The 22,787-nt window shown below is 60.0% G+C and carries 30 protein-coding genes; 15 read left to right on the plus strand and 15 right to left on the minus strand.

All coding sequences use genetic code 11. The features are described 5' to 3' along the window. Nucleotides 1–75 precede the first annotated feature (75 nt). A complete protein-coding gene (locus DHV10_RS13625; protein ID WP_109486912.1) occupies nucleotides 76–1,584 on the plus strand; it encodes a GH32 C-terminal domain-containing protein in 1,509 nt (502 codons plus the stop codon). Between the two features lie 81 nt (nucleotides 1,585–1,665). Further along, nucleotides 1,666–3,540 carry an amidase gene (locus DHV10_RS13630; RefSeq protein ID WP_109486913.1) on the plus strand — a complete coding sequence of 625 codons (1,875 nt, stop codon included), beginning with the start codon at nucleotides 1,666–1,668 and terminating at the stop codon, nucleotides 3,538–3,540. Nucleotides 3,541–3,586: 46 nt separating this feature from the next. Here DHV10_RS13630 and DHV10_RS13635 read toward each other — a convergent pair whose 3' ends face one another. Further along, nucleotides 3,587–4,351, minus strand: coding sequence for an FKBP-type peptidyl-prolyl cis-trans isomerase (locus tag DHV10_RS13635; protein WP_162601508.1), 765 nt, complete (start codon nucleotides 4,349–4,351; stop codon nucleotides 3,587–3,589). 126 nt (nucleotides 4,352–4,477) lie between these two features. Between DHV10_RS13635 and DHV10_RS13640 the strand changes: the two genes are divergently transcribed. Next, nucleotides 4,478–5,272, plus strand: a complete 795-nt coding sequence (locus tag DHV10_RS13640) for a sulfite exporter TauE/SafE family protein (RefSeq protein ID WP_109486915.1) — start codon at nucleotides 4,478–4,480, stop codon at nucleotides 5,270–5,272. A gap of 1 nt (nucleotide 5,273) precedes the next feature. Here the strand turns inward: DHV10_RS13640 and DHV10_RS13645 are convergent, their stop codons facing one another. Together DHV10_RS13645 and DHV10_RS13650 are read right to left on the minus strand one after the other, a co-directional pair. Beyond that, the gene (locus DHV10_RS13645; protein WP_109486916.1) at nucleotides 5,274–5,840 is read right to left on the minus strand and encodes a hypothetical protein; all 567 of its coding nucleotides are present in this window, start codon (nucleotides 5,838–5,840) and stop codon (nucleotides 5,274–5,276) included. A gap of 60 nt (nucleotides 5,841–5,900) precedes the next feature. Then, the gene (locus tag DHV10_RS13650; RefSeq protein WP_239461638.1) at nucleotides 5,901–7,148 is read right to left on the minus strand and encodes a M20 family metallopeptidase; all 1,248 of its coding nucleotides are present in this window, start codon (nucleotides 7,146–7,148) and stop codon (nucleotides 5,901–5,903) included. Between DHV10_RS13650 and DHV10_RS13655 the strand changes: the two genes are divergently transcribed. From DHV10_RS13655 to DHV10_RS13680, 6 genes are all read left to right on the plus strand, one after another. Continuing rightward, entirely contained in the window at nucleotides 7,147–7,449 is a 303-nt protein-coding gene (locus tag DHV10_RS13655) for a YciI-like protein (protein ID WP_109486917.1), read from the plus strand. The two genes, DHV10_RS13650 and DHV10_RS13655, sit on opposite strands and share 2 nt — an antisense overlap. Before the next feature lie 111 nt (nucleotides 7,450–7,560). Then, nucleotides 7,561–8,685 (plus strand): aspartate-semialdehyde dehydrogenase, encoded by a 1,125-nt coding sequence (asd, locus tag DHV10_RS13660; protein ID WP_109486918.1) that lies wholly within the window; start codon nucleotides 7,561–7,563, stop codon nucleotides 8,683–8,685. A 95-nt stretch (nucleotides 8,686–8,780) separates the two neighbouring features. After that, nucleotides 8,781–10,199, plus strand: a complete 1,419-nt coding sequence (gene lysC / locus DHV10_RS13665; RefSeq protein ID WP_109486919.1) for a lysine-sensitive aspartokinase 3 — start codon at nucleotides 8,781–8,783, stop codon at nucleotides 10,197–10,199. An 18-nt stretch (nucleotides 10,200–10,217) separates the two neighbouring features. Next, a complete protein-coding gene (locus tag DHV10_RS13670) occupies nucleotides 10,218–10,751 on the plus strand; it encodes a DUF3237 domain-containing protein (RefSeq protein ID WP_204101414.1) in 534 nt (177 codons plus the stop codon). Nucleotides 10,752–10,846: 95 nt separating this feature from the next. After that, a complete protein-coding gene (locus tag DHV10_RS13675; protein WP_109486920.1) occupies nucleotides 10,847–11,524 on the plus strand; it encodes a 4-hydroxy-tetrahydrodipicolinate reductase in 678 nt (225 codons plus the stop codon). 47 nt (nucleotides 11,525–11,571) lie between these two features. Then, nucleotides 11,572–12,342 carry a TIGR03435 family protein gene (locus DHV10_RS13680; RefSeq protein ID WP_109486921.1) on the plus strand — a complete coding sequence of 257 codons (771 nt, stop codon included), beginning with the start codon at nucleotides 11,572–11,574 and terminating at the stop codon, nucleotides 12,340–12,342. 15 nt (nucleotides 12,343–12,357) lie between these two features. Here the strand turns inward: DHV10_RS13680 and DHV10_RS13685 are convergent, their stop codons facing one another. Beyond that, nucleotides 12,358–14,070 (minus strand): energy transducer TonB, encoded by a 1,713-nt coding sequence (locus DHV10_RS13685; protein WP_162601509.1) that lies wholly within the window; start codon nucleotides 14,068–14,070, stop codon nucleotides 12,358–12,360. Between the two features lie 395 nt (nucleotides 14,071–14,465). Here DHV10_RS13685 and DHV10_RS13690 point away from each other — a divergent pair, with 395 nt between their 5' ends. Together DHV10_RS13690 and dapA are read left to right on the plus strand one after the other, a co-directional pair. Beyond that, nucleotides 14,466–14,939, plus strand: a complete 474-nt coding sequence (locus DHV10_RS13690; protein WP_109486923.1) for a GNAT family N-acetyltransferase — start codon at nucleotides 14,466–14,468, stop codon at nucleotides 14,937–14,939. 45 nt (nucleotides 14,940–14,984) lie between these two features. Continuing rightward, complete coding sequence (gene dapA / locus DHV10_RS13695; protein WP_338042603.1) at nucleotides 14,985–15,914, plus strand: 4-hydroxy-tetrahydrodipicolinate synthase; 930 nt, start codon at nucleotides 14,985–14,987, stop codon at nucleotides 15,912–15,914. Between the two features lie 64 nt (nucleotides 15,915–15,978). Here dapA and asnB read toward each other — a convergent pair whose 3' ends face one another. Further along, nucleotides 15,979–17,847, minus strand: a complete 1,869-nt coding sequence (gene asnB / locus DHV10_RS13700; RefSeq protein WP_109486924.1) for an asparagine synthase (glutamine-hydrolyzing) — start codon at nucleotides 17,845–17,847, stop codon at nucleotides 15,979–15,981. On the opposite strand from asnB, the gene DHV10_RS27160 reads away from it, so the two are divergent. After that, nucleotides 17,837–18,268, plus strand: a complete 432-nt coding sequence (locus DHV10_RS27160) for a hypothetical protein (RefSeq protein ID WP_162601511.1) — start codon at nucleotides 17,837–17,839, stop codon at nucleotides 18,266–18,268. The two genes, asnB and DHV10_RS27160, sit on opposite strands and share 11 nt — an antisense overlap. 106 nt (nucleotides 18,269–18,374) lie before the next feature. On the opposite strand, the gene DHV10_RS28000 is transcribed toward DHV10_RS27160, so the two are convergent. The 6 genes from DHV10_RS28000 to DHV10_RS27175 all read right to left on the minus strand — a co-directional run bounded on the left by DHV10_RS28000 (nucleotide 18,375) and on the right by DHV10_RS27175 (nucleotide 20,263). Further along, nucleotides 18,375–18,497 (minus strand): hypothetical protein, encoded by a 123-nt coding sequence (locus DHV10_RS28000; RefSeq protein WP_275425920.1) that lies wholly within the window; start codon nucleotides 18,495–18,497, stop codon nucleotides 18,375–18,377. A gap of 406 nt (nucleotides 18,498–18,903) precedes the next feature. Then, nucleotides 18,904–19,083 (minus strand): hypothetical protein, encoded by a 180-nt coding sequence (locus DHV10_RS13705; RefSeq protein ID WP_109486925.1) that lies wholly within the window; start codon nucleotides 19,081–19,083, stop codon nucleotides 18,904–18,906. 115 nt (nucleotides 19,084–19,198) lie between these two features. Then, the gene (locus DHV10_RS13710) at nucleotides 19,199–19,384 is read right to left on the minus strand and encodes a hypothetical protein (RefSeq protein ID WP_204101415.1); all 186 of its coding nucleotides are present in this window, start codon (nucleotides 19,382–19,384) and stop codon (nucleotides 19,199–19,201) included. Nucleotides 19,385–19,450: 66 nt separating this feature from the next. Further along, entirely contained in the window at nucleotides 19,451–19,624 is a 174-nt protein-coding gene (locus DHV10_RS27165; RefSeq protein ID WP_162601512.1) for a hypothetical protein, read from the minus strand. 64 nt (nucleotides 19,625–19,688) lie between these two features. Next, a complete protein-coding gene (locus tag DHV10_RS27170; RefSeq protein ID WP_162601513.1) occupies nucleotides 19,689–20,039 on the minus strand; it encodes an RNA polymerase sigma factor in 351 nt (116 codons plus the stop codon). Further along, nucleotides 20,009–20,263 carry a hypothetical protein gene (locus DHV10_RS27175; RefSeq protein WP_162601514.1) on the minus strand — a complete coding sequence of 85 codons (255 nt, stop codon included), beginning with the start codon at nucleotides 20,261–20,263 and terminating at the stop codon, nucleotides 20,009–20,011. The genes DHV10_RS27170 and DHV10_RS27175 overlap by 31 nt, the downstream gene beginning before the upstream one ends. A gap of 124 nt (nucleotides 20,264–20,387) precedes the next feature. Between DHV10_RS27175 and DHV10_RS13720 the strand changes: the two genes are divergently transcribed. Both DHV10_RS13720 and DHV10_RS13725 read left to right on the plus strand, forming a co-directional pair. Then, nucleotides 20,388–20,618 (plus strand): hypothetical protein, encoded by a 231-nt coding sequence (locus DHV10_RS13720; protein ID WP_109486928.1) that lies wholly within the window; start codon nucleotides 20,388–20,390, stop codon nucleotides 20,616–20,618. Between the two features lie 42 nt (nucleotides 20,619–20,660). Further along, nucleotides 20,661–20,954 carry a hypothetical protein gene (locus DHV10_RS13725; RefSeq protein ID WP_162601515.1) on the plus strand — a complete coding sequence of 98 codons (294 nt, stop codon included), beginning with the start codon at nucleotides 20,661–20,663 and terminating at the stop codon, nucleotides 20,952–20,954. 65 nt (nucleotides 20,955–21,019) lie between these two features. Here the strand turns inward: DHV10_RS13725 and DHV10_RS13730 are convergent, their stop codons facing one another. Genes DHV10_RS13730 through DHV10_RS13740 form a run of 3 tightly spaced genes read right to left on the minus strand, consistent with a single transcriptional unit; the run spans nucleotide 21,020 to nucleotide 22,325 of the window. After that, nucleotides 21,020–21,355 (minus strand): hypothetical protein, encoded by a 336-nt coding sequence (locus tag DHV10_RS13730; protein WP_109486930.1) that lies wholly within the window; start codon nucleotides 21,353–21,355, stop codon nucleotides 21,020–21,022. Continuing rightward, nucleotides 21,352–21,708: a hypothetical protein gene (locus tag DHV10_RS13735; protein WP_109486931.1), complete on the minus strand. Its 357-nt coding sequence runs from the start codon at nucleotides 21,706–21,708 to the stop codon at nucleotides 21,352–21,354. Before DHV10_RS13735 ends, DHV10_RS13730 begins: the two co-directional genes overlap by 4 nt. Next, nucleotides 21,705–22,325 (minus strand): tyrosine-type recombinase/integrase, encoded by a 621-nt coding sequence (locus DHV10_RS13740; RefSeq protein ID WP_109486932.1) that lies wholly within the window; start codon nucleotides 22,323–22,325, stop codon nucleotides 21,705–21,707. The genes DHV10_RS13735 and DHV10_RS13740 overlap by 4 nt, the downstream gene beginning before the upstream one ends. Between DHV10_RS13740 and DHV10_RS27180 the strand changes: the two genes are divergently transcribed. Further along, entirely contained in the window at nucleotides 22,311–22,472 is a 162-nt protein-coding gene (locus DHV10_RS27180) for a hypothetical protein (protein WP_162601516.1), read from the plus strand. The genes DHV10_RS13740 and DHV10_RS27180 overlap by 15 nt on opposite strands. Here DHV10_RS27180 and DHV10_RS13745 read toward each other — a convergent pair. Continuing rightward, on the minus strand, nucleotides 22,469–22,732 hold the full coding sequence (locus DHV10_RS13745; RefSeq protein WP_109486933.1) for a hypothetical protein: 264 nt from the start codon (nucleotides 22,730–22,732) through the stop codon (nucleotides 22,469–22,471). The genes DHV10_RS27180 and DHV10_RS13745 overlap by 4 nt on opposite strands. Nucleotides 22,733–22,787 lie beyond the last annotated feature (55 nt).

Raw genomic sequence — 22,787 nt, forward strand, 5'->3', positions numbered from 1 at the left:
CTGGTGACTGATCGCGGGACGTCAACATTGGCGTGCCGCGATATAGTCTCAGGGAGACGGAGGTATGGGCGCGGTATGAAGCAGTGTCGTCGCAGCTTTCTCAAATCCGGAGTTGCCGCCGCAGCCCTGATGGCTACGAAGCCCTGCGCGAGCCTCGCCGCGCCTGATGTCGCAGAGATTGCGCACGATCCGCTGCGGCCTGAGTTTCATTTAATGCCGCAGCACAACTGGATGAACGATCCGAACGGGCCGATCTGGTGGAAGGGGCAGTACCACCTGTTCTACCAGCTGAATCCACATGCGGCGGTGTGGGGCGACATGCACTGGGGACATGCGGTGAGCCCGGATATGATTCATTGGCGTCACGAACCGATTGCGCTGGCGCCGACTCCAGGTGGTGCGGACAGCGAGGGATGCTTCAGCGGATCGGCCGTTGTGTTCGATGGTAAGCCGACCTTCATCTACACCGGCGTGCAGAACGCGCCGCCAGATCAGGTGACGATCCGAGACGGGAATGACAAGCTGCGCGAGACGCAGATGCTGGCCGTTGCAGAAGACGACAAGTTGCTGCGGTGGAAGAAGGATCAGAAGCCGGTTATTGCATCGCCTCCGCCGGGAATGATGGTGACTGGGTTTCGCGATCCATGCCCCTGGCGCGAGGGCGACACGTGGTATCTGGGTGTGGGTTCAGGCGAGCGCGAGGTGGGCGGGTGCGTGCTGCTGTACCGCTCGAAGGATCTGCGTCACTGGGAGTACCTGCACAAGCTGGCGCAGGGCAAGCCGAACGGCAAGGTTGCGGTGAATCCGTGCGACAGCGGCGAGATGTGGGAGTGCCCGGACTTTTTCGCTCTCGACGGACATCATGTACTGCTCTATTCCTCGGAGAACAAGGTTTTCTGGACGACGGGCGAATATGACACGCACAAGCACCTTTACTTTCCCCTGAAGACCGGGGTGCTCGATCATGATGCGGCGTACTATGCGCCGAAGAGTTTTGTGGCGCCGGATGGCCGGAGGATTCTGTGGGGATGGCTGCGGGAGATGCGGCCGGATGCGCAGTTCTCCGCTGCGGGATGGGCGGGCGCTATGAGTTTGCCGCGAGTGCTGAGCGTAAATCACGATGGATATCTGGAGATGATGCCGGCGGGGGAATTTGAGAAGCTTCGCGGCGAGGCCGTGACTGCGAAGGTGAGCGCCGGCGAGCCGCTCCGGCTCAAGCTCGATGCGCTGCGGCACGAGATTTCTATTCCGCTGGGCACAGCGGCTCCGAAGTTCAGCGTGAAGCTGGTAACAGATGGGAGGAAGGCGTGGGAGCTTGCTGTTGACGTTGCAGGACGGACCGTCACCTGCGGAGAGATTGCGGTGCCCATTCCGCAGACACCGTGGAAGAGCGATGCGTTGCGGATTATTGTTGATGCGTCGGTGATTGAGACATTTGTCGTCGGTCGCGAGGCGCTGACCAGCCGTGTGTACAACGTTGCGGCGGGCAAGACGGAGTTGCAGATCGATGTGATTGGTGGCGAAAGTGTTGAAGTGAAGCACTGGCCGCTGCAGGCGATATCGAAGGATCGGCTGACAACCTAAGCTTTGATCTCGCGAAAGAGTCCCGACAGCGCTCAGCTATATTGAAGCGGTAGCTGTCTTCCCCATTCCAAGGACTCACAAATGACATTGAACCGTCGTGGTTTTCTTGCCGTGTGCAGCAGTGCAGGCATCACCTCCGCTCTTTTTCCTGGAGTTCTCTATACCCTGGCCGCGCAGGCGCAGGAGGCGAGTGGGACAGATCAGTCGAAGCCGCCGAAGATTACGCCGGAGATGATCGACGCGGCGGCGGTGCTGGCGGGTGTCGGGCCGTTTACGGATGCGCAGAAGAAGATGATGATGGACGGGCTCGTGGATGAGAACGGGTCGTACAAGGCGATTCGAAAGCTGAAGATACCGAACTCGGTGCCGCCGGCGTATGTGTTTCATCCGCAGGTGCAGGGAACTCCGAAGCACTTGGTTCAAGAGCTGGGTCGAGGGGGATGGAGTCCGAGATCTGATGTAAGTGCTCCATCGAGGATCGAGGACCTCGCTTTCTCGACGGTGAGCGAATTAGCAAGCCTGCTACGAACGCGCAAGATCACGTCGCTCGCGCTGACGCAGATGTACATCGCAAGACTGAAGCGATACGACTCGAAGCTGCACTTTGTGATCACGCTGACGGAGGAGCGGGCGCTGGCGCAGGCGAAGGCGGCGGATGCGGAGATTGCTGCGGGCAAGTATCGCGGGCCGCTACATGGGATTCCGTGGGGTGCGAAGGATCTGCTGGCGGTGAAGGGGTATCCGACGACGTGGGGTGCGGGTGGATTCGAGCACCAGTCGTTTGATGAAGACGCGACTGTGGTGAAGCGGCTCGACGAGGCTGGGGCGGTGCTGGTTGCGAAGTTCACACTTGGCGCGCTGGCGATGGGCGACAAGTGGTTTGGCGGCCGCACACGCAATCCATGGAATCCGGAGCAGGGATCGAGTGGTTCGTCGGCGGGATCGGCGAGTGCTGTCGCTGCAGGTTGCGTGGCGTTTGCGATTGGGTCGGAGACACTGGGGTCAATCAGTTCTCCTTGTACGCGGTGTGGAGCTACGGGCCTGCGGCCTTCATTTGGTGCGGTGCCGCGCACGGGAGCGATGGCGTTGAGCTGGACCATGGATAAACTCGGGCCCATCGCGCGCTCGGCTGAAGACTGTGCGCTGATTCTCGATATCATTCACGGCCCCGATGGTCATGACACGTCGGCAGCTGAGATGTACTTTCGCTACCCACCGCAAGAGAATCTGCGTTCGCTCCGCGTGGGATACATCAAACATGACTTCGACGAGCCTGAGCCCTTCAAAACCGAACCGCCTCCGAAGTCTGAAACCGCAGAGGAAAAGAAAGAGCGCGAGAAGCGCGAGGCGGAGGGGAAGGCTGCGTACGAGCGGCGCATGTACGATCGGCGCTACGATCGCGCGGCGCTCGACAAGCTGCGCGGCATGGGCATCGAACTGATTCCGGTGGAGCTGCCGAAGCTGCCGTATGGCGCGATGGTTCCGCTGTTGACTGCGGAGGCCGCAGCGGCGTTCGATGATCTGACACTGAGCGGACGCGATCGGTTGCTGACGGAGCAAGGGATTGAGGACTGGCCGAATGCATTCCGTACGGCGCGATTCTATCCCGCGGTGGAGTACATCCAGGCAAATCGCGCGCGGACGCTGGCGGTGCAGCAGGTATCGGCGCTGTTCGAGAAGGTCGACATCATCGTGGCGTCGTCAGGCGGCATGCAGCTGCTGGCGACGAACCTGACGGGGCATCCGGCTGCGATCGTTCCGAACGGGATTCGCGGAGACGATGCGCCCCGTCCCCCAAAGGTCGACACCGGAGATGAAGACAACATCGGCGGGCCGGGGACGCCGGTCTCGATTACGTTCCTCGCAGGTCTGTATGACGATGCGCGGCTGGCGGCGTTCGCACAGGCGTATCAGGATGCGACCGGATTCAACAAGGTTCATCCGAAGCTGGATTGAGTTGGGCGTTCGGCAACCTTAAGGCTGCCGAACACGATAGAACAGGTTAGTTTGACTGCGGCTTCTCTGCAGGTGGAGCCCCGATGGGCGGGGTTGCAGGCGGAGGAGTTCCGGCGGGAGGAGGCGCGCCTGGATTTGCGCCAGCCGGAGGCGGAGTCGCTTGATCTGTCGGTTTACCGCCTGGAGCAGGGGAACGCATCGGCTGTCCGGCGGGACGACCCATCGGCATCTGTGTTTCGAGGTCGCTCTGATCCACGAGCTCAACGTCAAAGATCAGGTCGGCTTTCTCAGGAATTGCACCGGGACGGCCTCGCACTCCGTAGGCGAGCTGCCAGGGGATGAATAGGCGTCGCTTTCCGCCAATTCTCATGCCGGTGAGGCCCTGATCGAATCCGGGTATCAGCTTTCCGAATCCCTGCGGGAACGGTAGCGGGCGCGGCTCGCCCATCTTCGGCTTGCCGTCTGCGTCCAGTTCCGGCTTGCCGTCCTTGTCGAGCACGGGGGCAGGGTGATCGTAGGATGAGTCGAACTTCTGGCCGTTTGAAGCGAGCCAGCCGGTGTAGTGGACTTTGTATAGCTTGTAGGGTTCGGCTAGCGGACCGGTGCCGATCTTGAGGTCCTGGTAGCGGAGGGAGAACGCCGTTTTCACGAGCCCGTGGCCTGCGGGAATGCCGGGAGGAAGCTTGACCCAGGGTGCCGGCGCGCTTCCGGTTTTGGCCGCCGGGGCATGACTGGCCGGTTTGGGTGCGGGCTGCGCGCACACCGCGACAGAGGTGGCCACAGCGAACACAGGTGCGAGGAAATGTTTCATTGCGTTGGAATGCTCCCGTCTGTTCTTATTTCGGGAGTTTAGCAGCAGCTCCCTTCCCAACATTTGCGGTAGCAGACGGTCCTGAAAACTTATGGGGACTTTATCTGCTCGCCGCTACAGTAGCTCATGGACGCACTCATCCTTCAACTTCTCCATCATTCCTGGCTCCCCGCCGGATCGTTTCTCGCTGGAGTATTGAATTCGATCGCGGGTGGTGGCTCATTTTTGTCACTCCCTGCATTGTTCGCCAGCGCTGCCGGCGCGGGTGCAGTTGCCATTCAGGCTACGAATACAGTCGCGTTATGGCCGGGTCAGCTTACGGGACTTGTCGCGTTTCGCAAGGAGCTGCGCGAATATAAGCGCGAGCTTCTGCCGCTGGGCATAGCTGCGGGGCTGGGCGGCTGGGTTGGCGGACAGCTACTGCTGCGAACGAAAAATCACATGTTTCTGAAGCTGCTGCCCTGGCTGCTGCTGTTTGCTGCGGTGATGTTTGTGCTCAGCTTTCCCCTCGGCCGTTGGATGAAGACGCTCAACGGCGGCGAGCGCCATACCAAGTTGCTGATGATCGGCATGGTGCTGGTGAGCGTGTACGTCGGCTACTTCGGCGCGGGGGGCGGATTCCTGGTGATGGCGCTGTTCGGGGTATGCGGCGTGCACGATATTCACGAGATGAATGCGCTGAAGGTGCTGACGGCCGCGGTGTCCATTGGTATACCGGCGATCTCGTTTATAGCCGCGGGACGCGTGCAGTGGTATTTCTGCTTTGAGATGGCAATTCTTGCGGCTCTGGGCGGATTCATCGGCGCACACTACAGCCGATTGATCAACCAGGCGCTGATGCGGAGGACGGTAGCGGCGATCGGATTCATGACGTCGGCATACTTCTTCATGCAGAACTATGCCATGCATCCGGTGCGCTGAATCAGTTGGCGATTCTCACCTCGGAGCCCTGCGCCATCTTGGTCCAGTGCACATTGTCCGGTGAGAACTCCTGCGCGTATTCGATGTGGTCGTGGTCTTTGAAGACGTTCACTACGTGGAAGAAGGTCGTGACACCGCCATCCGTGCTCTCCCATGGGAACGTCCACACGTTTCCGACGATCTGCAGGCGGCCTGAACCGACGGCCTGACCATCCTTGGGGATGGGGTAGCTTGTGTACATCTTAGTCAGGTCGCTGTAGGTGAAGACGAGAAGGACCTTGGATTCGCCGTTGACGTATTGATTGCAGGCGACGTATCCACCGCTCTTCCAGCAATCGTTGCGGAGCGTCGTGTCTTCCTTGCCGGCATCGCTGTGAGCAGTGGCGAAACGCTCGCCGGTCACCTTCCAAGTCCCTGCGTAGGCCATCACAGTGTCAATTCCGCCGGATGCCTGCTGATCAGCGATGACGGGGGGCTTGCGATCATTGGGAGCCTGCGCAGATGAAGCAGGCATGATGAGCAGGGTTGCGGCCAAGCCAAACACGAGGGGAGAGATGAAGCGACGCATGAATCCGGACCTCCTGCCTACGCTGCCATGGTAACTGCGAAAAATCCGTCAGAAAAGTACTCAGCTTGATCTCGCCAGCATTCCGGCTAGAAGGGCCGTGCGGGGCGCCAGATGCTCGAGCAGAATCGACTCGTGGGTGGCATGCGCTCCCTCGCCAACAGCACCCATGCCGTCGAGGGTTGGTATGCCGAGAGCTGAAGTGAAATTGCCGTCGGAGGCTCCGCCGGTTGCGGCTTCTTGCAACCCAATGTCGATGTCAGCCGCCAGAAGTCGGGCTCGGTTGAAGAGTTGCACGGTTCCACGCGTGCGCTCCATCGGCGGCCGGTTGATGCCACCGGTGATGTTGAGAGAACAGCGGCGGTCGGCGGCTTTGAGCGAAGCGAATTTTCGCTCGATGCGAGGACCGTCGGCTATTCGGGCGATGCGCACGTCGACTTCGGCAAAGGCTTCCGCTGGGATGACGTTTGTTTTGCTGCCACCGCCTGCGACTCCGACGCTGACGGTGAGGCCGCGTTTGAGGTCGGTCCAGCTGCTGACGGTGTCGATGACGCGAGAGAGTTCGCGCAAAGCGCTGACGCCCTTCTCGAAGTCGACGCCGGCATGAGCCGCGACTCCTCGGATGTCGATGCGCCAGTTTCCGGTGCCCTTGCGTGCTGTTTTATAGGCGAGACCCTGAGCTGGTTCGAGAACAAAGACCGCTGCGCATTGTCTTGCCAGGGCTTCGGTAATGGGGCGCGAAACAGGGCTACCGATCTCTTCATCGCTGTTCAGAAGCAGGATCACTTCTTGCTGAATCAGATCCGCTTCCGTGAGCATCTCCAGTGCGGTGAGAGCCAGGGCGACGCCGGCCTTCATGTCCAGCGTGCCGGGGCCCCAGAGTCGGCCCTCGGCGATGCGGCATGGCATGGAGCGGAGCGTGCCGATCGGCCAGACCGTGTCCAAATGACCGAGGAGGAGAACAGGCTTGCCAGGGGCTTGTTCACGGGGCCCGAACCGCGCTTCGAGGATGTCTCCGTAAGCGCGCCGGCGATGCAGCTTGACTCTCCCTCCGCGAGCGCGGACTTCACCGGCGGCGATGGCGACGCAGGCGTCTACATCCGGCTTGCTGTCGGAGGGTGATTCGCACATGACGAGTTTGCGCGTGAGTGCGAGCAGTGACGACTCTTTGCGGCGGGCTCCGGCCAGCAGCGCGCGCATCGGGATTTCGGCATCAGGTTCGTGCGGGTTCACGGCTCTCAGTTTAGCGGTCAGGATGGAATTTGCGGCGAGGCTCTCTGAAGTAGAATCCGAATCGACAGGAGTTGCCATGCACTACCTGCTCTTCTACGAAGTGGCGGACGACTATATCGATCGCCGGGCGGAATTCCGGAATATCCATCTGAAGCTGGGCTGGGAAGCAGCCGAGCGCGGCGAACTGGTGCTGGGCGGCGCGCTGGCCAACCCGCCCGACGGAGCCGTGCTTCTTTTCAAGGGCGACTCGCCGGCAGTGGCGGAGAAATTTGCAGAGGCTGATCCCTACGTGAAGAACGGCCTGGTGAAACGATGGCATGTCCGCGAGTGGACTACGGTAGTGGGAGAGCTCTCCGCGAACCCGAAGCGCCCTGCTTAGCTTCTGATTCCTTCTCTGTTGGGCCTGACGCCCGGGCCCAGGTATTCGAAGGGGGACAGAACAGCCGCATATTCAACGCTTGCGGTCCTGTACACTAAAAGGTTCAGTCCAATGCAAAACAAATATCCAATCGGCATCCTCGGCGCGACCGGAATGGTAGGCCAGCGCTATATTCAACTACTCGCAGATCATCCGTGGTTTGAAGTGGCCTGGCTGGCGGCCAGCGACCGCTCAAGCGGCAAGCCGTACGGCGAAGCCGTGAAGTGGCGGCTTGATACTCCCCTTCCCGAAAAGATTGCGAAGATGCCGGTTTCACCGGCCGATCCGGCTGGTGCGCCCCGCATCATCTTTGCGTCGGTGGATGCAGCGTTCGCGCGGGAGCTGGAGCCGAAGTTTGCCGATGCCGGGTGCGCGGTGCTTTCGAACTCGAGCGCGTTCCGCATGACGCCGAATGTTCCGCTGGTCATCCCCGAAGTGAACGCGGACCATCTGCAACTGATCGAGGAGCAGGAGTCGCGCAAGCAGTCAGGCGGCTACATGGTTACAAATCCGAACTGCTCGACGATCGGGCTGGTGATGGCGCTGAAGCCATTGGAAGAGCGGTTCGGGATCGAGCAGATCTTTGTGACGACCATGCAGGCGGTGAGCGGAGCGGGATATCCAGGCGTTGCCTCGATGGACATTCTGGATAATGTTGTTCCCTACATCGGCAGCGAAGAAGAGAAGATGGAGGCCGAGACGCTGAAGCTGCTCGGCAAGTCTGAGGGACACACGGTGACTCCGCTGAATGCCGGAATCACTGCGCACTGCAACCGGGTGCCTGTGGTCGATGGACACACAGAGTGCGTCTCGATCAAGTTCCGCAAGACAGCGACACGGGAGCAGATACTGGCTGCGTGGGATGAATTCAAGCCGCTGGCCGGGATGGATCTGCCGTTTGCGCCGAAGCAGCCGGTGCAATTTGCCGAGCAGCCGGATCGGCCGCAACCGCGGCTCGACCGGAATCGCGAGCGCGGCATGGCCGTGACGGTGGGACGTCTGCGTCCCTGCAATCTGCTGGACTGGAAGTTTGTGCTTCTGTCGCATAACACGGTACGCGGCGCGGCGGGCGCCACGATCTTGAATGCGGAACTGCTGGCGAGCCTTGGCAAGCTGGGAGTTCAGGCCGACAGGCAGGAACCTTCTGATCGTTCGCGTAGATGGGAGCCGGATACGGAGACGATCGCGCGGACGTAGATCCGGCGAGGTTTTCCTGATGCGGCGCGGCTCCGGTCCTGCCGAAAGAGGTTCGATAAGAAACGGGCTTCAGCCCCGAGGTACGACAGCAAAGCATGAGCCTGGTTGTCATGAAATTCGGCGGCACCTCGGTCGAAGATCCGACCGCAATCAACCGTACCGCTTCCATCGTGGCGGGCCGGGTAGCCGCCGGCAAGCAAACCGTGGTGGTTGTGAGCGCGATGGCAAAGGTGACGGATCTATTGCTCCGCGCTGCGGGCTCTGCAGCCCAGGGCGACAGAACCGGCGCGCTGGCCATCAGTTCCCGCCTGCGGGCGCGGCACCGGGATACAGCTTGCGCGCTGGTCAAGACTCCAGCGAGCGCATCGGCCTTGTGCAATCACATCGAGGAGGAGTTCGACTCTCTGGATGAGATTTTGCGCGGATTGGCGGCTATTCTCGAGCTGACGCCGCGCATCTCGGATTTGATTGTCAGTTATGGCGAAAGGCTATCCAGTAGGATGATCGCTGCGGCCTTTGTGGAGCGCGAGATTCAAGCGGCTCACGTCGATTCGCGAACTGTGATCATCACCGACTCGCAGTTTCAGAAGGCGGCGCCGATTGATGCGCTGATCGAAAAGCGGGCAGAGGAGCACTTGCGACCACTGCTGAAGGACGGCAAGGTTGTCGTCATGGGCGGGTTCATCGGCTCCAATGAGGAAGGGATCACGACGACGCTGGGACGCGGCGGGTCAGACTTTACCGGCGCTCTGGTGGGTGGAGCGCTGACGGCAGATGCGATCGAGATCTGGACGGATGTCGATGGGATTATGACCTCGGACCCACGCGTGTGCCCGGATGCGTTGCGCGTGAAAGTGATCAGCTTTGAAGAGGCAGCTGAGCTTGCGTACTTCGGCGCGAAGGTGCTGCACCCGGCAACTATTCTGCCGGCAGTGAAGAAGAGCATTCCGGTTTACGTGCTCAACAGCAGAAATCCGTCCAACGAGGGGACGCGGATCATTTCTGTTGCGCCGCATTGCAAGAGCCCGTTCAAGTCGATTGCAGTGAAAAAGAAGTTGAGCATCATCGACGTGGTAGCGAGCCGGATGCTGATGACGCACGGATATCTAAAGGCCATCTTCGATATTTTCGACAAGCACCAGTGCCCGGTGGATATGGTTTCGACCAGCGAGGTCTCGGTGTCGTTGACTGTCGATTCAAATGACAAGCTTCCGCTGATTGCGGCTGATCTGAGCAAGCTAGCCGATGTGAACTACGAGGGCAAAAAGGCGCTGGTCTGCCTAGTGGGCGAGGATATTCGTGGACAGAGCGGTATGGCGGCGCAGGTCTTCAGCGCCATCAAGCATGTGAATGTGCGGATGATTTCGCAGGGGGCCAGCGAAATCAACATGAGCTTCATGATTGAAGAAGACGATGCGGATGAGGCGGTGCGGTCGCTGCATGCCGCGTTCTTCAAGGATCCTGACCCAAGCATCTTTGACGTAGACGCGCGGAAAGCCATAGTAAGCAACTAGGCGCCAAGGAGCAGTCGGGTGAGACGCTTGCAAAAGATTCCCGGCGTTGTGGCGCTACTAATTTCTTCCTTCTGCCTGCCCAGCTTGATGCCGGCGCAAAATACTTTGCAGCCTAAGGCGCCTCAGCTCCGATTCACGTTTGAAGAACAGGTGACGCTCGCTGCGGATATTCCCGTGGGGGAGACTCCGATGGGAAAGCGCAATATTGTTCCCATTACCGGAGGCACTTTCGAAGGATCCGGTTTGCACGGGAAGATCATGCCCGGCGGATGGGACTGGCAGCTTACGCATCCGAGCGGCTGCTTCGATTTGCACGCCGATTACATGATTCAGACCAACGATGGTGTGATCATCCATGTGATCAATCAGGGAATGGTATGCCCGAATTCAGCGGGCAAGCGCGATGGCCTGTTCACGACACCAACGTTTGAAGCTCCCAAGGGCAAGTACGACTGGTTGGATGGTGGCGTGTATGTGGGAACCGTGGAAGGCATGAAGATCGACGGCAAGCCGGGCGTGCGCATCCGGTTCTTCAAAGCGTTTGCCGATTGAGAGCGCAGCAATTTTTCTGCAGGGCCGCTGGTCGCCAATTCCGGTTCTGACCCATTAAGCTAGGAGCTAAAAGCTGACAGCCAGGAGCTGACGAAATGCTTCTTCTTGTTCTGGGCAAGGGAAAAACTGGTTCGCTCGTCGCTGAGGTGGCGCGGGAGCGGGGTCACGGTGTGCGCGCGCTCGATATCACTGAAAATCAACATGCATCGGCGCTGAACGGACCGAATCTTGCGGGCGTTGATGTCGTGATCGACTTTACGACGCCGGACGCGGCCGTCGAAAACATCCGGGCCGTACTTGCACTTGGCTGCCGCATCGTGGTGGGGACGACAGGCTGGTACTCGCAACTGCCCGACCTGAAGGCGATTGCGCATCGGCGCGGCGGAGCGCTTCTATATGGAACGAACTTTTCTATCGGGGTGCAAAAGCTGTTCAGGTTGACGGCGGAGCTGGCGCGTATCGAAGGCTACAAGTTCTCAATTAATGAGACGCACCATACGTCGAAGCTCGATGCGCCCTCTGGAACCGCGATCACGCTGAAAGAGATCATTCACTCGGTTCAGCCGGGGATCGAGGTGCCGATCGAATCTCACCGTATCGGTGATGCGAAGGGCGAACACGTCGTCACCGCGACAAGCGAGCACGACGTGATCGAGTTGCGGCATGATGCGTTTTCCCGGCGCGGGTTCGCGCTTGGAGCCGTGCGTGCGGCGGAGTGGGTAGCGGGCAAGTCGGGGGCATGGGAGTTTCGGGAGATCTTCGACCAGCTCTGAACGTTATAAGGAATATAGAATTCTCGGTTGGGTAGATAGAGGAGATCATGTCACGCCAATTGCTCGCGTGCCTCGCCGCTCTGCTTGCATTCTTTCCACCGGCCGTTCTGGGGCAGTCTGACCCGGCTGCCAAGCCTCTCGCGTGGGATGTGATTTCGGTGAAGCCCAACCACTCACTCGATCCCTCATCGTTCATGCGATGGAACCTGAATGGGATCGAGTTCAGGAACACAACTCTGCATGGCACGCTGCTGAATGCTTTCGAAGTCCGATCAGAGAGCCAGATCACCGGCTATCCCGGATGGGTCAATTCAGAGCATTTTGATATCGAAGCCAAGATGGATGCCGATACTGCCGCAGCGTACCGTGCGCTCAGGGGAGAAGCGAGCAAGCAGCAGTGGCACGCCTTCATGCAGCAAATTCTCGATGAGCGGTTCGGGATGAAGTTTCACGTCGAGAAGCGCGAGCTGCCGGTTTACAACCTGGTGGTCGCGAAGCAAGGGGTGAAGTTAAAGATTTCGGCACCCGAGGAAACTGGATCTTCGTCCATGGGTCCCGGCAAGTACAGCGCGCGACGTGGACATGCGGGTGGGCTGGCGTTCAGTCTTTCCGGTGTAGTGGGGCGAGTGATTTTCGACAGGACCGGCTTGACCGGCGATTACGACATTGACTTGACGTGGGCGCCTGACGACAAGCCTGATGCCGGTCCTTCAATCTTCAGTGCGCTCCAGGAGCAGCTTGGATTGAAGCTCGAACCGGCGAAGGCGCCCGTAGATGTGATCGTGATCGATCATCTCGAGCGCCCTTCGGAGAACTAGCCAGACGTTTCTGGATTATTGCTTACCGCCGAACACGACGGTGACGTTTGTCTCGACGGCGACGGGCTGGCCGTCAAGCATGTAGGGCCTGTACTTCCACGTTTTCACTGCGTCCACCGCAGACGGAGCGAGCAGTTTCGGGCCACTGAGAACCTGGATACCCTCAATCGATCCCTGTTTGGTGATGGTCGCTTTCAACACCACGGTTCCTGTGATGTGTGCGTCCTGGGCGAACTTCGGATATACGGGCGCGGTTTTGTGGACGATCATGCCTGCGGCTACGCCGGCCGAGATGGGCACGATATGCGGCATCACCTTCGCCTTGGGACCGGAGCCGAACACGGAGCCCGGCACCGAATTATTGTCGTCGAGCGAAACCGCGGCGGGAGCGCTTGGCGGAGGTTCGTCAGCCGGAGCGGCCGTCTTGATTTGGCCTGCGATCCGGGTAGGGGCAACGAGCTGAGCGGCCATGGCGTCCGGCGAGACCGAAGCAGCCGGCTGTGCGTCCTGTGCGGGTGCTGCCGGCTGCGCCTGGGTCTGGGATGCTGATGGCTTGAGGTTGGGAGTTTGTACGTTGCTGCCCGGCTTCCCTGTTGCATTGACGATGAGGCGGCCGGCTGCAGCAGGATCATCTTCCTTTGCGAGGGCGGGGGCGGGTGTTGAAGCAGCGGCCGCGCTCTGCTTCGTGTTGGAAGCAGCGGCACTGGGCGATGAAGAGCGCGAGAAGACCACCAGAAGCACCAGGGCGAGGACGACGGGGCCGGCTGCGATCAGGACCCACTTCATCACATTGGCGCTCTGCTTCTCGGCGGCTTCACTGTTCTCGGAGTGGAATGTCGCGGACCGGAAGATATCTACGGCCACCGGCGGGCGCTCAATTGGCGGAGCGATCGGGGCCGGCGCCGCTTCAACGACAGGCTCGGGCTCTGGCTCCTCCACCTTTGGGACTACTCGGACCGGTTCGGGCGCCTTTCGCTTTTCGGGAACAAGAGCAGGACGAGGCCGCGCATCCGGCTTGGGAACCGGAGGCATCGATGCCCGACGGAGATTGGCTGCATCCCAGGCGGCGAAATCGGATTCCTCAGGATTCGCAGCCGCAGGTTCCGGAACTGGCTTGGTCGCTTCTGTTTCCTTGAGTATGTTCACCGAGGGTTCGACCGCCGGCTCGAGCCGCTTTTCAGGAACGATGGGCGTCACGTTGGAGCGCGTAGCCGGAATAGGCCCCTGCACCGGTTTTGCAGGTGGAGGCGGGATGGCCGGTTTTGCGACGGCCTTGGGCGCCGGCATGACAGGCTTGGGTGCCACTGCCGTGGCGCTGGAACCAGGGCCGCCTTCCGACGGCAGGGGCAGGAAGTCGCGCGCTCCCGCGCGCATGCAGCTCTTCAGCAGATCTTCATCAGTCCGTGCCGAGTACGCCATGACCGCTGGTCCGAGTTCGGCGAGTTTGGAGATGATTTGCAGAGCGTAGCTCTCGTCGGTATCGACATCGACCAGCACGACGTCGAATTTTGTCTCCATCATGCGGGCCAGGTCGCTGAGTGTCGCCGGATAGTCAATGAACTCGTGAACCTTACGTCCATCAGCGGAGGCGAGAGCCCGGGCAACGGTCTGCCGATGCGCATCATTGGGACCGATCAGTGCAACCGACATGCCTTTCGCGCCGCTGGAGTTCTGCGGCTGCTCGGAAAGTTGTGCGTTGGTCGACATCTCAGCTCTGGCGATCATCATCCTTGATCCTCTTCTTATTTCGCTGTCGATCGTTGTGCCATTCAGTTCATCGGCAGCTCTGGTCGACATCGTCGACAACGGCAGGCAAGGCCCACCTTTACTTCGGCTGTGCAAAACGGGATCTGGGAAAGGAAAAACGCCTGCGAAGTACTTTGTCAACCGCAGAATCAGACCCTTTGGATTCAGCTTGTTGCGGCCGCTCAAAGCTTTGGCTAGAGCTCACGCACTCCGAATTCCGGTCCTGTAACGGTCATCGTAACGGGTCTGTGACCCAGATGGAACTACCGGACTATGTCTCCTACGTGCCTTTCGTCACGTGAGGGCTCAGCAGGACCCCGGACTTTCGTGACTGCTCGGGGCTCTGCTCAAGCAAGTCAGTACAATCCTGTTAAGCCATGCGCCTTCGTATCGCAGTTCCCGCAGATGTTCCCGCCATTGTGAGCCTCGAAGGTTCGCCGATCGCCCGTGACTATGTGGGCCGATGGAGCAAGGAGCGCCACCTAACGACGCTCGACTCTGCCGACGCCCGGTATTACGTCAGCGAGACAGAGAGGGGCGATGTCGAGGCATACGCGATCCTTCGCGGGCTGAGCGAGGACTCGAGATCGATCGAATTGAAGCGGATTGTGGTCGGTCAACCAGAACGGGGAACCGGCCGCCGGATTCTCAGCGAGATTCTTCGAATTGCCTTCCGTGAATTGGGTGCGCACCGGCTTTTCCTAGATGTTTTTGAGGACAATGCCCGGGCACGTCACCTCTATGAGAGTTTGGGATTCAAGTATGAAGGGGTGATGCGCGAATCGGCGCAGCGAGACGGGCGATGGTACAACCTGCATCTGATGTCGATGCTCGAATCGGAATACAACTGACATTCGTCACAGCATCCGAACGCGTTCCATCGATATACACTTTTCATGATGGAAACGACAGGTTGTGGTACGGCAATCGTCACGCCTTTTCGGGCGGACGGAACGATCGATGAGCCCGCGCTCTGGGCGCTGGTGAATTGGCAGATCGATGCAGGCATCGACTTCATTGTGGCCTGCGGGTCGACGGGCGAAGCAGCAACACTCGACGAGCAAGAGTGGCTGCAAGCAATCCGGATTGTGGTGGAAGCGGCTGCGGGCCGTGTGCCGGTCTGGGCTGGATGCACACATAACTGCACGCGAGTTCTTCTGCATCAAGCTGCGATGCTGCGGCAGGTGCCAGGAGTCGACGCCGTGCTTTCGGCCAACCCTTACTACAACAAACCGACACAGGAAGGGCAGTTCCAGCACTTCCTCGCTCTGGCGAAGATGGTCGCGCCGCTGCCGGTGTGCCTGTATAACGTACCTGGCCGCACCGGAGTGAATCTCGACCCCCAGACAGTCGTTCGACTGATCGAAGCTGCACCGAACATTCAGGCGATCAAGGAGGCAAGCGGAAAGCTTCCTCAAATTGCTGAGATCGTGCACTCTGCTCCATCGACATTCAAGGTATTCTCCGGGGACGATAACCTGGCTCTGGCAGCGATCGGGGTAGGCGCTCAGGGGCTGATCAGCGTTGCCTCGAACGAGATCCCGGCGGAGATGGCCCGGATGATCAATGCCGCTCTTCATGACGAGTGGGCAGAGGCCCGTGAGATCGAGCGGCGATTTGGGCGGCTGTTCGATGCAAATTTCTGGGAGTCGAATCCCGGACCTGTAAAGACAGTCCTGAATCTGATGGGCCGGTCTTCGGACACGCTTCGCTTGCCTCTCGTTCCTCCGACGGTGGCGACCCGGAGCAAGCTTGAACGGCTCGCCGGAGAGTTGGGATTGCTTAAATTTTCGCCTATCCCGGCGGGCGACATGCGAATGTATTAAGTTCTGGAAAACCGCGGGAAGAACGCGGTTCACTCAAGATCGGCTCACGATTCGCACACGTGGCTTACAGAACGATTGCCACATCTTCTTGCCGGGTGCCGAAAGAGCCGGGCATCACCGACTTTAAGAAACAGTGCATCACGATCCTCGCCCATCTTCGAGTCCATGGGTTTTCTGTGCCAGGGATCGGGCGAAGTCTAAGATCCATGCTGTCGACAGCGGAGGCCAGCCACTCCGTCATGGGAACAGTGAAGCCTGTTTTGCGACGTCTCGCGATGCTTGGGGGCAGAGGATTGGACGGCACCCCTGCGAGCAGCCGCTTCCCCCGCCCATCGCGGAACATCGTGTGCAAACTCGAGAGGTCGCGAAGTAGGGCCGCATCCACCAGTGGAGTGCGGAGTTCGAGCGAATGAGCCATACTCGTCCAATCGCTGTCGCGAAGAAGCATATTTCTCATATAGAGCGTGGAATCGAGCATGCAAATCTGACCGCTGACGTTGGGCGCACGGTTTCCGTTCATGGTGGGCGGAACCACTCCGAGACGCCCAAGCCCCTCCTCAGCCGCATCAGGACCCATGACCCATGGCAATTCGAATGGCATGAACAGTCCGCGCTTCAGAAAATACTCGCCTTCAACGGAGCCCATAAAGTCGGGGAGTCCCCGCACCTTGGGATGGATTCTTCCCAAGGCGACAGCGTCGATCGCCTTCCTGGCCAGGGCGCGGCCGCCGGGGAATTGCGCAATGCCTCGCGCCAGATTCAAGCGACGAGGAATTTCCCGTGTAAGACCATAGCCATAGAAGAGTTCATCCCCGCCGACGCCAGAAAGCACCACTTTGTAGCCGCGCTCTGCGGCGGCCTTACTGGCAAACCAGGTATTTACTCCATCGATGGTTGGCTGATCCATCGCTTCCATGAACAGCGGGATATCCCTGTCGAACTCCGACCGGGTCACGTAACGGATGTGATGTTTGAGGCGGTAGTGTTTTGCGATCTCCGCAGCTACTGGTCCTTCGTCCAGTTCCCGGTCAGCAAACTCGTTGAAGGCGATCGTGACTCCCTCGAGGTTTGCGCCAAGTTCGGAGAGGATCCCCGCAATTGCTCCGGAGTCGATCCCACCGGATAGAAATACGCTCACCGGCACATCAGCAACGAGATGCGCGCGAACGGAGTCGGTGATTGCGTTTCGTACGCGCTCCTGCAGTTCGCGCTCGCTCAATGTGACCTGGGCATGGCTCCATGCCGTGCCTATGTCGTCCCAGGTTACGGGCAAAGTTGGAAGGTTGGATCGGACCCTCATCCAGCTTCCGGCGGGGAGACTTCGTACGTTTCTAAATGTGGTCCAAGGCTCAGGGACGCTACCCCAGAGATAAAACCCGGCCAATCCGGCTGGTTCGATCTCCGCTGAAATAAGACCGCTTGCGAGCAAGGCTTTGACTTGTGAGGCGAAAAGCAGACCGTAAGGCGTCTCAGCGTAGTAAAGGGGCTTGATGCCGTAGGAATCGCGCGCCAGGAACAGCTCACGCGATTGCGTGTCCCAGATGGCGAATGCGAACATGCCTCGGAGACGGGGCAGCATCTTCTCGCCCATGCGCTCATAGAGAGCGAGTATCACTTCGGAATCCGAAGTGGTCCGGAAGCGCTCACCCTGTGCCTCCAGCTCGCGCTTGAGCTCCCGGTAGTTGTAGATTTCACCGTTGAAGACCAATACATAACGTTCGTTGGAGAACGTCATGGGTTGATTCGATCGAGGGTCGAGATCGATGATGGCTAGCCGCTTATGCCCGAGGACAACTCCGTGTCCTGTCCAGAGGCCTTCTGCATCGGGGCCGCGGGCATCCATCCGCCGGATTGTCCGTCGCACCGGGTCGACGTGCACAATCTCGTCAGTCGACTCTCCAGCAGGAACAACGAGCCCGGCAATGCCACACATCTTCAGCCTTCCTACGTCCCGTGCGCACGGCCAGCAACAATTCCCGGGTAGGCCGAATCTACTAAAACAGCGCCCCTGGGCACGTGATGAACCGATTATACGTAGACGTTTTTGCCCCGTCTTTGATTACGTGGACATCTTTATGAATTGTTTATGCGAACAATTTATTGTTGTCCAAAACAGTGAAATTCGGCCCTACCGAATGATGCGATTGAAACGGGAAATGCCCATCTCGCCGCGCACCCGCTGGAAAATCGCTTATTCTGGTAAGTCAAGTGGATTGGCGCAAACCCTTGTGTTTATTGGTGTCTCGGGGGTGTCCAAAGATTTCTGGACACTTGCGCGTTTTCAAATCGCCAGTGTTTATGCGGCGATGTCCATGGGGAGTGGACACCCAGAGGTTACCATAATTCGGCTGTGATATCGCTCACAGCTAAATAGTAATCAGACAGTCACTTTTGCGGATAAGTCAGGACAAAACCCTTCGGGCCGCCCGGGAGCGCGGCCCTGGCTTTTGCTTTTGCTTTTCACGAGACATGCCCCGGATAGTTGGCCGTGTGCGCGGGCGTGTCAATGCCGGAGTCGTGAAACGATCGGAGCGAAGCGGAGAGCATTGACGCGTCCGCGATGATGGCGAGCTGCGCGGGCATGGCTCGTGTCCTCTGCCGTGCGGAGCACGGCGGCGCGACGAAGGCGCGTGCTCTTTATGGGTGTGTATCTATCCCCACGGGCGCGCGTCGAGGATCTTCACACCAGGGCTTTTTATAAACAGACGCGCGACCCGTAGGGTGGGCGGGGGGCCGGAGCGAAGCGGAGGGGGGCCGCCCACCGTGGGGTGGGGCGGCGGCGCGAAGCGTGGCCGCCTGGCCGGAGAAGAGACCGAGCGAAGCGAGCTCCTTGTAGAACATATAGTTCTTTAGCTCTTATCTAGTTGGGTTGTATCTATGGTCTTTTATTGGAGGCGTGTCCTGGCGACGGAGGCCTGGCTGTCGCGATGAGCTGCTCGGCGATGGTTCTTTTAACTCAGGGGAACGATGGCCATCACAGCATGTAGAGTCAGTCGGCGGCTTGGTCTTGCTGGAGGCGGGCGCGGAGGTCGCCGATTGCTTGCTCAAGAGCAGCTCTGGCCGGAGCGAGGCTGGAGGGGATTTCGCTCATGCGGTGCTCGTAGTAGTCCACCAGCGAGAGGGTGCCTTCGAGAATCTCGGCGAGGTCTTTGTACGGATTTGATGGCATGGGCCCTGGGCCGTTATCGCGGCGATATTGCGCCCGGGGGATTGCGCAGGTGAATCATAGCCGACGCTGAGCGGCGTTCGCAAGAAGCAATGGACGCGGCGAAGAGGTGTTTGCGCTAGCGCAAGTAATTGCCAAGCAGCTCGGCGGGTGGGTCGTCTTCGATGAGGTTGAATTCCCGGAGAATCTCAAGGAAGGTGCGCTTGACTTCGATGGTGACGGGATCGTCTTCACCTAGGGTCGAGTCAAGGTCCCTGAGGGCCCGGTAGACGGCGGGCAAGAGGGATGTGCTTGCGGGATTCATCCTGAGTACCTGGATGAGGGTTGCGATGCGAGCGGATCCGGGAGGGTTGCCCGGCTCACGGCGCACTCAGTTCGCGAGGTCGTCGGGGAGCTCGGCGAGTTCTTGATGGATGCGGCGCTCGAGGATGGCCCTGAGTTCAATGACGGCGGGGTCGTCCTGGCTCCAGTCGGCGCTGGTTTCGACGTGGAGGAGTGTAGCCCTCAGGACCTTCAAAAGGTGATGCGATTTACTGCTGTTCATGCGAGTTGTTAGACGTAGTGTTACACGGATGGAATTGCCGTGCCGGGAGAGTTGGTGACGGCTGTCACAGCAGGTCGAGGCGGTCGAGTACATCGGTCAATCGACGACGAGCGGCGGGGATGAGGTAGTAGACGTTGCGCTCACTCATGCCCAGGACGCGGGCGGCGTCGCGGTGGCGGACACCGTCGCGATACGTGAGCACCAGGACTTGTTGGTGGATGGGGTCGAGGCGAGAGAAGGCGCGTTCGAAGTCGAGGACGCGGACCTGGCGGGAGTCGGCTTCGGATAGACGACGCTCGCGCCAGCCGGAGCGCTTGAGGCGGGCGGTGTTGCCCTGGCGTAGCGCAGTGCGTTCGAAGGCCCACTGACGCAGGCGCAGGATGGCTAGGACTTGGTCTGACGGGATACCAGGCACTTTCTCTTCTCCGGGTTGTATTCGTCGAGTTCTGCGACGGCCTCCTGAAGGTGTGCCAGGGGCATGCCGCTGGCCTCTGCGATTTCGCGGAGGACGGACTGCTGGCGGTCCAGTGTCGGCGCGGGCGGCTGGGGATCTTCGAGCCAGGCGAGGGCTTCGGCGGCGGGAGTTTCTTCTCGGGCGGGGGTGCGTTGGGCGGGGTCGGAGTCTAGGAGCGGGTGCACGGATGAGAATACCACAGGTTGTGGTTACATCGGACGACCACAACATATTGCGGTTTACTCTTTTATAACTTCCGAGTGGCCGACAATCCGGGCCTATTATGAAAAACGGCAGGTATCTGACATTGTGAGCCGCACTCGAAAAGACGCCAGACGGCAGCAAGGCACGGTGATTGAAGTCGTCAAGGTTGGTAGCGACGCCTTCGATCTGTTGATCAATCGCGAAATCTTTCGGCACAATGCGCCTGAGGCCGCATTACCAGAATTGCTGTGCATTCGCTACGGATTCTGCGGCGAAGAGTACGAAGCAATACTTGAGGAGATCGAACGAGAGGGTAAGAAGGTCATCGTTCTTTGAGACTCTCGGGCCCGTAAATTACATATGACAAGCAAAGAGGGAATGCGAGAAATCGAATCGGCAATTCGCGGCGTCCTCATGGCAAAGTGGGATCCGATAGGCGTGAGCGATGAACCTCAAGCCGCTGACGAATACGACAGCTACATCTGGGGCATCTATGGTCTCTTCAAGAAGGGCGCAAATGACGAGGAGATCGCGGAACATCTTGTAAAGATCGAAACAGAGAGAATGGGTCTTACCGATCTAGAGGGAAAACCATTCGCTTCGCAGCAGGCGCTTCTTTCGGTCGCGGCTGACCTACGAGAGATTCTGACGTCGGTTTCGCGTAAAGCCTGAATCACCGGCAACTCGGAACCAAGGATTTTTTCGGTCAGCCGGTGCGGGGAAGTCGCACCGAAAGGTTAAGCGCTTGGGCAGGCAGCGAGGATCCGACTGGCGATGGCGCGGGCCTCTTCCCACATTTGAGCTTCGTCCTGTTCGGTGGCTACGTCCCACAGATCCATGGCGGCGTTGTGGAGCACGGCGGCGAGCTTGGCGGCCGGCGCCGGTTGCCGCACCAGCGGCCCAGGGACTTCGCGGCGCTGTTTGGCGAGCGAGACCTGGACACGGGCGCAGATTTGAGCGGCGGTGAGGACGGGCTTTGTTGGTTTCCCAGGTCCCGACACAGGGACGACCTGGGGCACCCGGGCGGGTGGGTTGATGGGGGCGGGCTTGGCGGCGGGGGTGGGGGTGGTCACTTCTTTCTGGCTCCTTTGGCTTTGAGAGTGGACATGGCAACTTGTGCGGCGTAGAGGAGTTGCGAGCCGTCGCGCCCGTCGAAGACTTCGAGGGCGATGCCCTGCGCGATGCAGGCAATTGCGGCGCGGATGGCGTTTAGAGACTCCATGCGCGGCATGGCGAGCTTGTAAGCAACAGACGCCATGCGGAGCGCTTTGGGCTGGGCGAGGCCTTTCTCTTTGGCGAGGGCGAAGGCGTGGTGGTATTCGTCCTGGCACTTGGCGACGGCGCGCGCGGCGAGGCTGGTGCGGTCGCGCGGCGGTTCGGCGTGGGCGTGGAGGATGAGAGGTCGAGCGAGGAGGGCGGTTCTCATGCGGTGCGGGGTTCGCTTTCTGCGGCGGTGATGCGCCGCTTGATGAGTTCGAGGTTGTGACGTGGAACGGGTCGGAGGTCGTGGTCGAGGTACCAGATGGTTGACTGAAGCGACCGGTGCCCGAGGATGGCTTGCACGTCGCGCACGTCGTGGGTGAGGCGGAGCATGCCGACTGCTGTGGTGCGGCGGAGGTCGTGGGGCGTGATGCGGCGCTCGATTCCCTGCTCTTTGCAGAGTTGGCGAAAGAGAATGCGGAGGCGATCCGCGGATGTGCAGTCGCGTTTGGGTCTGCGCCCGAGCTCGCGGGGCTTGCGCATCCAGAGCTGACGGACGAAGGATGTTGGGTCGCGGAGATCGCAGAGCGCGATGAGGTCCGCTATCTCTTGGGTGACAGGAAGGGCGAGCCGAGCCTCGCACTTGGTGGTGAAGCGGAGCATGCGCTCGGATGCGTCGTATTGGTAAGGGCCGAGTCGCGCGGCGGTGCCGGAGCGAATGGCGAGGTCGGAGCAGAAGAGAATCCAGAGGCGGAGGAAGTCGGGCGCGGCGTCGAGCAGTGCGGCGATTTCTTCATGGCGGACAGTGACGCTGCGCGGGCGAATGCCGTGATAGGCGCGCATCTGCTGGTCGAGCTTTGGCGCGCCGTGATACTCCCAGAGCCAGCGGAGAATGCGGCGGATCGCGGACGAGAGAAGCGCCTTGGTGGTGTAGGCGTAGCCGGAGCGGTAGAGCTGCTCGTCGAGGTCGGTGATGTGCGCGGCGCTTAGACGCTGCGGCGGAAGGTCACCAGCTTGGGCGATGAGACGCTTCGCGCCCTGGTTCTGAGCGTCACTGGTGCGGAGCCCGAGGTACTGGGCGCGGAGTATCGAGGCGAGCGTTGGCCCCGCGCCTTCGATTTTGGGTGGGCGAGTTCCTTCTGCTCGGCTTCAAATTGGAGAGCGGCGCGGCGGGTGGTGAAGGATTTGCGGAGGCGTCGACCTGTGCGGTCGCGCCAGTCGGCGTAGAACTTGCCCTGCTTTTCGAACATGCGGCGTCCTTGCGTGGAGTGTAGCTCTCGCCCACGATTTGCTACGGACACCGAT

Source organism: Occallatibacter savannae (genome assembly GCF_003131205.1).
GTDB lineage: Bacteria > Acidobacteriota > Terriglobia > Terriglobales > Acidobacteriaceae > Telmatobacter > Telmatobacter savannae.